We start from the raw sequence: 14,157 nt of genomic DNA, 5'->3' as shown, positions 1-14,157 counted from the left end.
GATCAGTTGGTTGCGTATGTCACTGCTGCGGTGGGGTCTTCGGTTGATGTTGATGTGGTGAAGGTGGGTGTGGGGGAGCGGTTGGCGTCGTATATGGTGCCGTCGCAGTTTGTGGTGTTGGATGCGTTGCCGTTGAATGCTTCGGGGAAGTTGGATCGGAAGTTGTTGCCGGAGCCGGTGTTCGAGGCCGCGGTGTTCAGGGCTCCGGTGACGGCGGTGGAGGAGATCGTCGCGTCGGTGTTCGCTGAGGTGTTGGGTGTTGATCGGGTGGGTCTCGATGACGATTTCTTCGAGCTCGGCGGCAACTCCCTCAACGCCACTCGCACGATCAAGCGAATCGCCGATGCTCTCGATACCGAACTTTCGGTTCGAGTTCTGTTCGAAGCGTCCACGGTGCAGGATCTCGCGGCACATGCCGAAAGCCGGACCGGTTCGGGTGGGCGAGTCGCGCTGACCGCTGTCGAACGGCCAGAGCGGATTCCGCTTTCGTTGGCGCAGCAGCGTATGTGGTTCCTCAACCGATTCGACGGGAGCGCTGCTGCATACAACATCCCGATGGCGCTGCGCCTTCAGGGTGATCTCGATGTCTCGGCGCTGAGCGCGGCCATCTCTGATGTGATCGGGCGGCACGAATCACTTCGAACCGTCTACCCGGAAATCGGAGACGGTCCGGTGCAGGTCGTCAAGCCCGTGTCGAGTTGGTCGGACGAAATCGTCGCAGAACCGACCGGCGTGGACGAACTCGAAGGTGAGTTGGTCGCGCTGGCGTCGACGCGCTTCGACGTCACACGCGAGATCCCGATTCGTATCCGGTTGTTCCAGTTGGCTTCCGACGAATACGTACTCGGTGTCGCGATTCATCATATTTCCGCCGACGGTTCCTCGATGGCACCGTTCGCTCGAGATGTCGTGACCGCATACGCCTCGCGGGTTGCCGGGTACACACCGTCCTGGGCTCCTCTCGACGTTCAGTACGCCGACTACAGCCTGTGGCAGCGAGAGGTGCTGGGCCGTGAGGAAGACCCGGGATCTATCGCTTCGCAGCAGATTGCGTACTGGAGCGATGCTCTCGCCGGGCTGCCTGATCAGCTTGCACTTCCAGCTGACCGGCCGCGCCCCGCGACGCAGTCCTTCCGCGGCGGTTACCTGCACTTCGATATCGATGCAGAGTTGCATGCTCGGCTGAGCGGTCTTGCCAGGGCAAACAATTCGACGCTGTTCATGCTCACGCACACTGCGTTCGCGATGCTGTTGGCTCGACTGTCCGGAACCGAGGACATCGCGGTGGGTACGCCCATTGCCGGACGCGGTGAGCGGGCACTCGACGATCTCATCGGCATGTTCGTGAACACCTTGGTGTTCCGTACGCAGATCGACAGCGGTGCGCCGTTCCTCGACCTGCTCGGACGTGTCAGGGAGACCGACCTTCAAGCGTTCGCACATTCGGACGTTCCGTTCGAGCGACTCGTGGAGGTGCTCAACCCTCCGCGTTCGACCGCTCGTCATCCGCTCTATCAGGTCGGCTTCCTGTTCCAGAACATGGAAACCGGAGGGCTCGAGCTTCCGGGACTCACCGTCAAGGGTGTCGATATCGACAATGGGGTCGCGCAGTTCGATCTTCAGTTGATCGTCAGTGATCGTTACGACGCCAACGGATCTGCAGCCGGCATCACGTCGATGTTCAGCTACGCGCATGATCTGTTCGACGAGTCGACCGTGCAGGACTTCGCCGATCGATTCGTGCGATTGCTCGGGGAGATCGCGTCGGATCCGTCGTTGACCGTAGGCGACTTCGCGCTGATGGATTCGTCCGAGAGCGACCGGATCCTGAACCGCTGGAACGACACCGATCACCCCGTCCCGGGAGCCACTCTGGTCGAACTGTTCGACGAGCAGGTCGGTTCGAACCCAGGTGCGGTGGCATTGGTCGCCGGGAACACGTCGCTGACCTACGCCGAGTTCGATGCACGTGTCAACCGTCTCGCACGCCATCTGATTGCAACCGGTGTCGGTCCTGAGTCGTTGGTCGCGTTGGCAATCGAGCGATCGGTCGAACTGTTGGTCGCCATGTACGCGGTGGTGAAGGCAGGTGGTGGATACGTACCGATCGATCCGAACCACCCGGCCGATCGCATCGAGTACGTGTTGACCATGGCAGATCCGGTCTGCGTCCTCACTACCTCGACCACTGCGAAGAATCCGGCGTTCGGTGATTCTGTGATCGAGATGGACACGATCGATCTCGCGTCCTACGCGGACGCGATGGTTACCGATGGGGATCGCAGTGCTCCACTGCGAGCGGACAACACCGCCTATGTGATCTTCACGTCGGGATCGACGGGGCGGCCGAAGGGCGTCGCGATCTCGCATCGGGCGGTGGTCAACCAGATTCTCTGGAAGCGCGATCAGTACGGCCTGGACCGATCCGATGCGATGGTGCTCAAGACGGCGGCAACCTTCGACCTCTCGGTCTGGGAGTTCTGGTCGGCACTGACTTCCGGTGCACGACTGGTGATCGCCGAACCTGAAGGTCACAAGGACCCGAGCTACCTGCTCGACCTGATGACGCGGGAGAAGGTCACGACGCTCCACGTGGTGCCGTCGATGCTCGCGATGTTGCAGTCGGCGTCGGAAAATAGTCTTCCGGAATCGCTTCGTCAGGTGCTCGCGATCGGTGAAGCGTTGCCGGCCGCGACGGCCACCGAGTTTGCAGAACTCAGCGACGCGCAGTTGGTGAATCTGTACGGTCCGACCGAGGCCGCGGTCTCGGTGACAGCGCACGTCGTCGGTTCGGACGATACGACGTCGGTGCCGATCGGTGCCCCCGAATGGAACACGCAGGTGTTCGTGCTCGACACGCGTTTGCATCCGGTCCCCGTCGGAGTCACCGGGGAGCTTTACCTCGCCGGTGCCCAGCTTGCTCGCGGCTATCACGGGCGCGCGGATCTGACGTCGGAACGATTTGTGGCCAACGTCTTCGGTGACGCGGGTTCGCGGTTGTACCGCACGGGCGACCTCGTCCGGTGGACGCAGAACGGCGAACTCGACTACGTGGAGCGCGCCGACTTCCAGGTCAAGATCCGTGGCTACCGCATCGAACTCGGTGAGATCGAAGCGCTTCTTCGCAAGCAGGCCAGCGTGGACTCCGCTGTGGTGGTGGCCAAGTCGGATGCGCGTACCGGTGATCGACTTGTCGGCTACGTCGTTCCTCAAAGCGGGGAAAGCATCGATGTCGAAACCTTGAAGCGGACTCTTGTGGCTGAGTTGCCGAGTTACATGGTGCCGGCGGCATTGATGGTCTTGGACGAACTACCGCTCAACATCAACGGCAAGGTCGATCGCAAAGCCCTGCCCGACCCCGAATTCGAGGCGACCGAATTCCGTGCGCCGACCAACCCCGTAGAAGAGATCGTGGCGGGTGTGTTCGCTGACGTACTCGGTGTGGCGAGGGTCGGACTCGACGACGACTTCTTCGAGCTCGGCGGAAACTCTCTCGTCGCGACGCAGGTCGTGTCGAGGCTGGGTGAGGCGTTGGACGCGCAGATTCCGGTCCGTGTGATCTTCGAGGCCTCGACTGTCGGGGCATTGGCGTCGAGGGTTCTCGAACACGCGGGATCGGGTGGCCGCCCACCGTTGGTGGCCCAGGTGCGTCCGCACGAGATCCCGCTGTCGTTGGCGCAGCAACGTATGTGGGTGCTCAATCAGTTCGACAAGACCTCGGGTGCGTACAACATCCCGGTCGCGATCCGGCTGTCCGGCGCTCTCGATGTCGACGCACTTCACTCCGCGGTGTCGGATCTGATCGAGCGTCACGAAGTGCTCCGGACGGTATACCCGGACCAGGGCAACGGACCGGTTCAGATGATCCTGCCTCGCTCCGCAGCGACGGTGGGACTGGAAGTGATCGCAACCGACGAAGCGTCGGTCGCCGAGCAGGTGGCTGACACAGTTCGCGAGGGCTTCGATGTCACGACAGCCGTTCCGTTGCGAATCCGTCTCTTCGAGGTCGACGAATCCGAGCGGGTCCTCGTCGTTGTCATTCACCACATCAGCGGTGACGGCTTCTCGATGGCTCCGTTGATCAGAGACACCATGGTTGCGTACACCGCACGTACCGGCGGGGAGACGCCGGAGTGGGCTCCGCTCGAGGTGCAGTACGCCGACTACACGCTGTGGCAGCGTGATGTCCTCGGATCGCCGGAGGACGCGGACAGTCAGCTGGGCCGTCAACTCGCGTACTGGGTGAACGAGCTCAAGGGCACTCCGGAGCTTCTGGAACTGCCGACCGACCGGCCGCGGCCGGCGCGCGCGAGCATGCGCGGTGCGGAATTCGAGTTTGCCGTCGATTCCGAGACCACGGACCGGCTCGCGACGATCGCACGGGAGCAGAACTCGACAGTCTTCATGGTGGTTCACACTGCCCTGGCCGTGCTGCTGGCGAAGATGAGTGGATCGAACGACATCGCAATCGGTACGCCGATCGCGGGTCGAGGTGAGCGGGCTCTCGACGATCTTGTCGGGATGTTCGTCAACACCTTGGTCCTGCGAACGGAGATCGCTCCTGCTTCGACTTTCGTCGACCTTCTGGGGCAAGTGAAGGACAAGGACTTGTCGGCATTCGCCAATGCCGACGTACCGTTCGAGCGGTTGGTCGACGAACTGGGGCGAGAGCGCTCTCACGCATACTCGCCGCTCTTCCAGGTCATGCTCACATTCCAGAACATGGCTCTTGGTACGTTCCAACTCCCAGGCCTGGAACTCTCTGCGGTCGACAGCGGTTTCGATCAGGCGATGTTCGATCTGCAGCTCACCGGTATCGAGCAATTCGACGATGCCGGGGTGCTGTCCGGGCTGAGGATGCGTTTCACCTATGCGACCGACCTGTTCGACGAATCGACCATCGCTCTTTTCGCGGCGCGATTCGGGCGGGTGCTCGAAGAACTGGTGACCGATCCCGGGGTCGTGATTCGTACGATCGACATCGTGACCGATCAGGAACGCGAGGAAGCGAGCGCTGCCGAGCCGAAGTCCGCGGCAGATCTGCCCGAACTGGCAGCCGCGGCGGCGGCCGCCGATCCTGAGGCAATTGCGTTCACCCACGGTGATCAGGCGGTCACCTTCGGTGAGTTGTCGACCAAACTCGTTGCTATGCGTACCGCCATGGGCGCTGCTCTGGCTCCCGATGCACTGGTTTCGGTGTCGCTCGCCGGCCTTGTTCCGGGCATCCTGCCGGCACTTGGCGTCGACGGTCTCGCCACACTTGTGAGCTCGGTGATAGCTGACGCACAGTCGGTGTCAGCGGGCCGTGGGGGTACGGCCGGGTAACATTCAGTATTTGCCCAGTGAACGCCTCCGGCCGAGCAGAACGCTGTGCTCGGCCGGGGCGCACTTCACGAAAGTCAGTTGGAGGAAGTGTAGATGTCCGTCGGTATTCCGGGACCGCAGTCGCTGACGATCGAAGATCTGCCGAAGTTGGTAGCTGCAGTTGCGGCGGTAGATCCTGATCGTGTGGCCCTGAGCCACGGTGGAACCGAAATCAGCTACGGACGACTCAATGACGAGTTGGTCACTCTCGACACCGCGATGGGTGGGGCATTGGGGGCGGATGCCCTGGTTCCTGTTGTCGTTTCCACGGTGCTGCCGGAGCTGATCGCCAGCGAGGCCGACGGTCTCGGCGCGGTGGTCGACCGGCTCATCGCCGACGGCACTTCGATCGTCGAGGTCGCGTCCGAGGCCGACGCACACGTGACCCTAGCCGGACTCTTCGACGAGCAGGTCGAGCGGACGCCGGATGCGCTCGCGCTGGATTACGCCGGAACGCAGCTCACTTACGCGCAGTTCGACGCGCGAGCGAACCGCCTGGCCCGTGAACTCGTCGCGGCAGGTGTCGGACCGGACAGCCTCGTCGGTCTCGCGATGCGTCGATCGATCGATCTCCTCGTCTCGATGTACGCGATCGTCAAGGCCGGCGGCGCGTACGTTCCACTCGACCCGGATCATCCTGCCGACCGTCTCGCTTACGTACTCGAGATCGCGAAGCCCACGGCTGTGCTCACACGTACGTCCGATGCCGTGGTGCTGCCGCACGGTACGCCCACGCTCGACGTCGACACCCTCGACTTGTCGGGTCGTGCCGAGACAACTGTCACCGACGCCGACCGGTTGGCGCCGCTGCGCGCGGACAACACTGCGTATGTCATCTTCACGTCCGGATCGACCGGACGCCCCAAAGGCGTTGCAGTCTCTCACCGTGCCATCGTCGCGAACCTGCAATGGCGTCAGACCGAGTACGGATTCACTGCCGACGACGTGATCTTGCAGAAGACGCCCTTCACTTTCGATGTGTCCGTGTGGGAGTTCTTCTGGCCGCTGCAGGTCGGTGCATCGCTGGTGATCGCGGAACCCGACGGACATCGTGATCCGGTGTACGTGGCTCGCACGATGATCGAGCGCGGAGTGACGGCGGTGCACTTCGTGCCGTCGATGCTCGCCGTGTTCGTCGCCGAACCCCTTGTTGCGCAGGTCAAAACCCTTCGCTACGTGTTCGCTTCCGGTGAGGCGTTGCCGGCTCGAACCGCGGCACGTCTGCGCGAGGTCAGCAGTGCTGGACTCCACAATCTGTACGGCCCGACCGAGGCTGCCGTCGACGTGACTTATTACGAAACCGGTGAGCGAGATCAGGTGTCCGTGCCGATCGGCGCGGCCGTGGCAGACACCGAACTCCTGGTGCTCGACGACGCGCTCCGGCCGTCGCCTTCAGGAGTGGCAGGAGAGCTCTATCTTGCCGGGATTCAGCTGGCCAGGGGATACGTGTCGCGTCCCGATCTCACGGCAGACCGTTTCGTGGCTCGGCCGGGCACTACCGACGGATCGCGGATGTATCGAACCGGAGACCTGGTGCGTTGGCGCGGCGTCGGAGCGAACCGCCAGCTCGAATACATCGGTCGCACTGACTTTCAGGTCAAGCTCCGCGGTCTGCGCATCGAACTCGGTGAGATCGAGGCGGCACTGCTCGATTGTGAAGGTGTTTCCCAAGCCGTGGTGATCGTCCATTCGGACGAAACGATCGGTGACAACTTGGTCGCGTACATCGTCGGCGAGGGCATCGATTCAGAGATTCTGACGTCGTCGCTGGGTGAACGGCTACCCGACTACATGGTCCCTGCCATGTTCGTCGAACTGGACGAGTTTCCGCTCAATGCCAGCGGCAAGCTGGATCGAAAAGCCTTGCCCGCACCCGAATTCGTGTCGAAGACGGTCGAGTTCCGCGAGCCTGCGACACCCACCGAAGCCGGCGTGGTCGCGATCTTTGCCGATCTACTCGGGCAGGATCGGGTAGGGGCAGACGACGGCTTCTTCGAACTGGGCGGCAACTCGTTGCTCGCCACTCGCGTGGTTGCGCGGATCAATGCCGAACACGGCATCTCCATCGACATGCGCAACTTCTTCGACGCACCCACCGCCGCAGAACTTGCCGTCTTCATCGACGAAGCGAAAATCTCAGAAGACCGCAAGGCTCACGTTCCCCTGATCCCTCGCGAGCGCCCCGAGTTGGTTCCGCTGTCTTTGGCGCAGCAGCGCATGTGGTTCCTCAACCGATTCGAACCAGAATCGGCAGTCGACCACATTCCGGTCGCGCTGCGTCTCAGCGGAGCGCTCGATGTCGATGCCTTGCAGGGCGCGCTCGAAGATTTGATCGAGCGGCACGAGATCCTTCGAACCGTGTACCCGGAGGTCGACGGCGTCGGATATCAGCGCTTGGTCGACCTTGCAGCCGTGGTACCGAACCTGACTCCCATACGGGTAGACGAGTCGGCGATCGTCGAGCGCGTGACCGACTTCGTTACCCCGGGGTTCGACGTGACCACCGAGGTTCCGATTCGGGCGGCACTCTTCCAACCCACCGCCGACGAATTCGTCCTCGTGTTCGTCGTCCATCACATCAGCGGTGACGGGTTCTCCATGGGACCGTTGACCAAGGACATCGTTTCGTCCTATGTGTCTCGGACACAGGGAATTGCGCATGATCTGGCTCCGCTGCCCGTACAGTTCGCCGACTTTGCACTGTGGCAGCGCGAAGTTCTCGGCAGTGAGGACGACCCGGATTCTCTGATCACTCGCCAGGTCGACTACTGGCGCCACGCGTTGGCCGGTATCCCCGATCAGCTCGATCTTCCGTCGGACCGCCCGCGCCCGCGCGTCGCGTCGAACCGGGGAGCCGGGCACACATTCACGATCGAGCCTGACCTTCACCAGGCTCTCAATCGAATTGCGCTGGACAACAACGCATCCCTGTTCATGGTGTTGCACAGTGCCGTGGCGATTCTGCTGGCGCGGTTGTCCGGGACTTCGGACATCGTGATCGGCACACCGGTCGCCGGTCGAGGCGATCAAGCTCTCGACGACCTGATCGGAATGTTCGTCAACACACTCGTCCTCCGCACGGAGGTTGATCTCGAAGCTTCGGCACGGGACATGATTTCGCGGGCGCGCGAATCCGACCTCAGCGGCTTCGGGCACGCCGATGTGCCATTCGAACGACTGGTGGAGGTACTCAACCCCGCCCGGTCTCAGGCACGGAACCCGTTGTTCCAGGTGATGCTCTCGCTGCAGAACTTGGGACAGAGCATGCAGCAAAGTCTGGAGGTTCCGGGACTGCGCATTTCCGGACTGGACGTAGAGTCGTCGGCCGCGAAGTTCGACCTCCAATTCACTGTGTGGGAATCGGACACCGCGGACAAGGTCGGTGGTTTGACCGTCGCACTGGTCTATGCGACCGACCTGTTCGACGAGTCGTCTGCCAAATCAATCGGAAAGCGGTTGATTTCAGTTCTCGAAGCAATGGTTGCCGATCCCTCGGTGCGGGTTGGCGATGTGGATATGTTCGATTCGGGTGAGCGATCTTTGGTGCTCGAGTCGTGGAATGGCACTGCGCATGAGGTTGCGGATGTGTCGTTGGTGGACGTGTTCGATGCTCAGGTGGAGGCGTCGCCGGATGCGGTAGCTGTGTCGTTCGAGGGTGTTTCGCTGTCATATGCGGAGTTCGATTCGCGGGTGAATCGTCTTGCCCGGTACCTGGTTTCGGTGGGTGTGGGGCCGGAGTCGTTGGTGGGTGTTGCGGTACGTCGGTCGGTTGATTTGTTGGTTGCGGTTTACGGCGTGCTCAAGGCTGGCGGTGGGTATGTTCCGGTAGATCCGGATCAGCCTGCGGAGCGCAATGCGTACGTGTTGGAGTCGGCGTCGCCGGTATGCGTGATCAGTACCTCTGACGTTGGATTCGATGCCGGTGTGGTGCCGGTGGTCGAGGTTGATGTTGTTGATGTGTCTGGTTTTTCGGATAACCCTGTTTCGGATATTGATCGGGTCTCGCCTTTGCTGTCGGGGAATGCGGCGTATGTGATTTTCACGTCGGGGTCGACGGGGCGTCCGAAGGGCGTGTCGGTTTCGCATGCGGCGATTGTGAATCGGTTGGCGTGGATGCAGGACGAGTACGGGTTGGATTCGTCGGATGTGGTGTTGCAGAAGACGCCGTTCACGTTCGATGTGTCGGTGTGGGAGTTGTTCTGGCCGTTGCAGGTTGGTGCTCGGTTGGTGGTGGCCGTGCCGGATGGGCATCGTGATCCGCGGTATTTGACGTCGGTCATTGTGGGGGAGGGTGTGACGACGGTGCATTTCGTGCCGTCGATGCTCGAGGTTTTCGTGACGGATTCGTCTGTGGCTGGGTGTGTTTCGTTGACTCGGGTGTTCGCGTCAGGTGAGGCGTTGCCGGCGAGTGTTGTTGCCGACGTGTGGGCTGTGTTGCCGGGTGTCGGGGTGCACAATTTGTATGGTCCGACCGAGGCTGCGGTGGATGTGACGTTCCACGAGGTGGTGCCGGCGGATGTTCTGGGGGTGCCGATCGGTGCTCCGGTATGGAATACGCAGGTGTTTGTTCTGGACTCTCGATTGAGTCCGGTGCCGGTAGGTGTTGCGGGTGAGCTGTATCTGGCGGGTGTTCAGCTGGCTCGTGGATATGTGGGTCGGCCGGATTTGTCGTCGGATCGATTTGTGGCGAATCCGTTCTCGGGTGATGGTGGGCGGATGTATCGCTCGGGTGATGTGGTGCGGTGGACTGCGTCGGGCGAGTTGGAGTACATCGGTCGTAGTGACTTTCAGGTGAAGTTGCACGGTTTGCGGATCGAGCTCGGTGAGATCGAGTCGGTGATTCGTGAGCACGAGTCGGTGTCGTCGGTAGTTGTGGTTGTGCGTGAGGATGTGTTGGTTGCGTACGTTACGGCCGCTGGTGGTGTGGTGGACGTTGACGAGTTGAAGAGAGTTGTTGCGGGTCGGCTGCCGGGTTACATGGTGCCGGCGGTGGTGATGGTGCTGGATGAGTTGCCGTTGGGTGTGTCGGGGAAGTTGGATCGGAAACTTCTTCCGGATCCGGTGTTCGTGGCGCGCGAGTTTCGGGCACCGTCGAGTGTCGCCGAAATCGCTGTGGCCGGCGTCTTCGGAGATGTTCTCCGGTTGGAACAGGTCGGTCTGGATGACGACTTCTTCGAGCTCGGCGGAAACTCTTTGGTCGCAACGCAGTTGGTGGCTCGCGTAGGTCAAGCGCTCGACACTCAGGTTCCGGTGAGAGTGTTGTTCGAGGCTTCGACCGTCGAAGGTTTGGCAGCGCAGGTTGAGTTGATCGCAGGGGCAGGAGGGAGGGCCGCGCTCGTGGCCCGCCCACGGCCGGCGTTGATCCCACTCTCACTAGCTCAGCAGCGAATGTGGTTCCTCAGCCGCTTCGATCCTGATTCTGCCGTCAATAACATTCCGATCGCCTTGAATATCAAAGGCGCCCTGAATGTTTCGGCGCTGAGTCATGCGATTTCGGATGTAATCGAACGCCACGAATCGCTCCGGACCGTCTACCCGGAGCAAGGTGGGCAAGGGCAGCAGGTAGTCCTCCCGTCGTCCGAGGTGCCGGTTGAACTGACACCGAAGGTCATCGACGCCTCACGCGTTCACAACGAACTTCTGAGTTTCGCGCTCCAGGGTTTCGACGTGACGTCAACCGTTCCGGTTCGCGTCGGGTTGTTCGAACTTGCTGAGAATTCGTACGTTCTGGCCTTCGTTGTGCATCACATCGCAGCGGACGGGTTCTCGATGCGTCCGCTGACTCGGGATGTCATGGTTGCCTACGCCGCTCGGGTTTCGAACGGCGTTCCGAATTGGACTCCGCTCGAGGTGCAGTACGCCGATTATGCCCTCTGGCAGCGGGAGGTCCTCGGCGACGAGGACGACCCGAATTCGTTGATCTCGGCTCAGCTGGACCACTGGCGCTCCGTCCTCCGTGATTCTCCGGAAGTGCTTGCGTTACCAGCTGACCGCCCCCGCCCGGTCGTCGCCTCGAATCGTGGCGCTACGTATCGCTTCTCCGTCAGCGAAGAGCTTCGGTCGAGCTTGGACTCACTCGCACGCGAGCGGAACGCGTCGCTGTTCATGGTGATGCATTCGGCCCTCGCCGTGCTTCTCGCAAGGTTGTCCGGTACCAGTGACATCGTGATCGGTACTCCGGTTGCCGGGCGAGGCGAAAAGGCGCTCGACGATGTGATCGGTATGTTCGTGAATACGCTGGTCCTGCGGACTCCTGTCGACCTCGCCAGTCCGTTCAGTGCACTCGTCTCGGCAACGCGGAGGACGGACCTTCAGGCGCTCGGCAACGGCGATGTTCCGTTCGAGCGATTGGTCGAGGTACTGGACCCCACCCGATCGCAGGCACATCACCCGCTGTTCCAGGTCGCGCTGTTCTTTCAGAACATGTCCCAGGATGCGTTGGAGCTTTCGGGGTTGGAGGTGTCGGGCCTCGAGTTCGATGCCGGTATCGCGAAATTCGATCTTCAACTTACTCTCGCTCCCCGTGTCGAAGATGCGCTCGAAGACGGCATGTTCGCCGAGTTCGCATACGCCACAGATCTGTTCGACGAGTCGACGATTCGTGGATTCGCCGATCGGTTCACCAGGATCCTCGAGCAGGTGGTCGTGGATCCGTCGATCACTGTGGGTGACATCGATCTGTTGGAGGAGACCGAGCGCGAGTCGCTGTTGACTGCGCGCAACTCCACCGCGCGTGACGTCGGGAACAGTGAGACATTGGCTTCGCTGTTCGACACTCGCGTTGCGTTGGCGCCCGATGCTGTTGCCGTGGTGTTCGACGGCCAGTCGCTGACCTATGGCGAGGTGTCCGATCGTGTGAACAAATTGGCACGCAAGCTGATCGACGATGGTGTTGGGCCCGAGTCGTTGGTGGCCTTGGCGATGCGTCGGTCGCTCGATCTCGTAGTGGGTATGTACGCGGTGATCGCCGCGGGCGGAGCCTACGTGCCATTGGATCCCGATCACCCCGCCGAGCGGATTGGGCACATCCTCACGACGGCCGATCCAGTCTGTGTGCTGTCGACGACGAGGGACGCTTTCGTAGCGCCGAACGGCGCCGACGTGCTGTTGATCGATGCTGCTGACCTCTCGAGCTATTCGCCTTCCGTCGTTTCCGATGCTGATCGTCGTGGTCGACTGCGTGATGTGAATGCCGCCTACGTGATCTTCACCTCGGGTTCCACGGGCAAGCCCAAGGGCGTTGCGGTCTCGCATCACGCCATCGTGAACCAGGTCCTGTGGATGCAGGATCAGTACGCCATCGGCACAGAAGATGTCTATCTGCAAAAGACTGCAACGACATTCGACGTCTCGTTGTGGGGATACTTCACCGCGCTTCTGTCCGGTACGAGAGTGGTGCTGGCATCTCACGACGGACATCGAGATCCCGCGTATCTGGCTGGTCTGATCGAAGATCATCGGGTGACGTTGACGGACTTCGTTCCGTCGATGTTGACCGTCTTCGCGACGTCGGTTCCGGAACACGCATTGGTGTCGCTGAGGGACGTATTCGTGATCGGTGAGGCATTGCCGCTTGAGACGGTGCGTGCATTCGCTCGGGTGTCCTCTGCAGGTTTGCACAATGTGTACGGCCCTACCGAGGCTGCGGTCTCGATCACCTACTACGAGGTCGACGGATCGGAGTCGACAGGTACTCCGATCGGTGTGCCAGAGTGGAACTCGCAGGTCTACGTGTTGGATAGTCGGTTGCATCCGGTGCCGGTAGGCGTTGCAGGTGAGCTGTATCTGGCCGGTGATCAACTTGCGCGCGGTTATGTCGCGCGACCCGATCTCACCAGTGATCGCTTTGTCGCGAACCCATTTGTGGAGGCGAGCGACACGAACGGTGAAATCAATCCCGGTGGCAGTCGGATGTATCGCACCGGGGACCTGGTGTGGTGGAACACCGCAGGCGAACTCGAGTATGTCGGGCGTACCGATTTTCAGGTCAAATTCCGTGGTCAGAGGATCGAGCTGGGTGAGATCGAGTCAGCTCTGCTGGCGCATTCGACGGTAGCTCAGTGCGTGGTCACTGTGGCATCCACCGATATGGGCGATCAGCTGGTCGCATATGTGATCGCTGTCCCGGATTCTGTGATCGACGTAGAAGTCCTGAGGAATGCGCTTCCTGAATCGCTACCTGTCTACATGATTCCGAACGCGATCATGGTCTTGGACGAGTTGCCTCTGAATTCCTCTGGGAAGTTGGATCGGAAGTTGTTGCCGGAGCCGGTGTTCGAGGTTGCGGTGTTCCGGGCCCCGGTCACGCCGGTAGAACAAATTGTCGCTTCTGTTTTCTCGGCGGTACTCGGGGTCGAGCGAGTGGGTCTGGATGACGATTTCTTCGCACTCGGCGGAAACTCTTTGATTGCTACTCGAATGGCAGCGCGGTTGGGGCAGGCGCTCGATGCGCAGGTTCCGGTGCGGGTGTTGTTCGAGGCGTCGTCGGTGGAGTTGTTGGCTGCGCGGATGGAGTCGGAGATCGGTTCGGGTGCGCGGGCGGCGTTGACTGCTCGGGTGCGTCCGGAGCKGGTGCCGTTGTCGTTGGCGCAGCAGCGGATGTGGTTCTTGAACCGTTTCGATACGTTGTCGTCGGCGAACAATATTCCGGTGGCGATTCGGTTGTCGGGGTTGTTGGATGTGGCGGCTCTGCAGGCTGCTGTGTCGGATGTTGTTGCGCGGCATGAGATTTTGCGGACGGTGTATCCGGAGGTCGACGGTGTCGGCTTCCAGGAGGTGTTGTCTGCGTCTGCG

The 14,157-nt window shown here is 61.3% G+C and carries 2 protein-coding genes; both read left to right on the top strand.

Annotated elements, in window-relative coordinates:
* A partial coding sequence (locus tag AC1DVN_RS30465; RefSeq protein ID WP_477994785.1) for an amino acid adenylation domain-containing protein occupies nt 1–5,325 on the top strand: 5,325 nt, incomplete at its 5' end.
* A gap of 93 nt (nt 5,326–5,418) precedes the next feature.
* A partial coding sequence (locus AC1DVN_RS30460; RefSeq protein WP_477994783.1) for an amino acid adenylation domain-containing protein occupies nt 5,419–14,157 on the top strand: 8,739 nt, incomplete at its 3' end.

The organism is Rhodococcus sp. P4_E4, assembly GCF_056401575.1.
The sequence above is the reverse complement of the archived record's forward strand: the minus strand, read 5'-3'. Positions and strand labels throughout refer to the sequence as shown.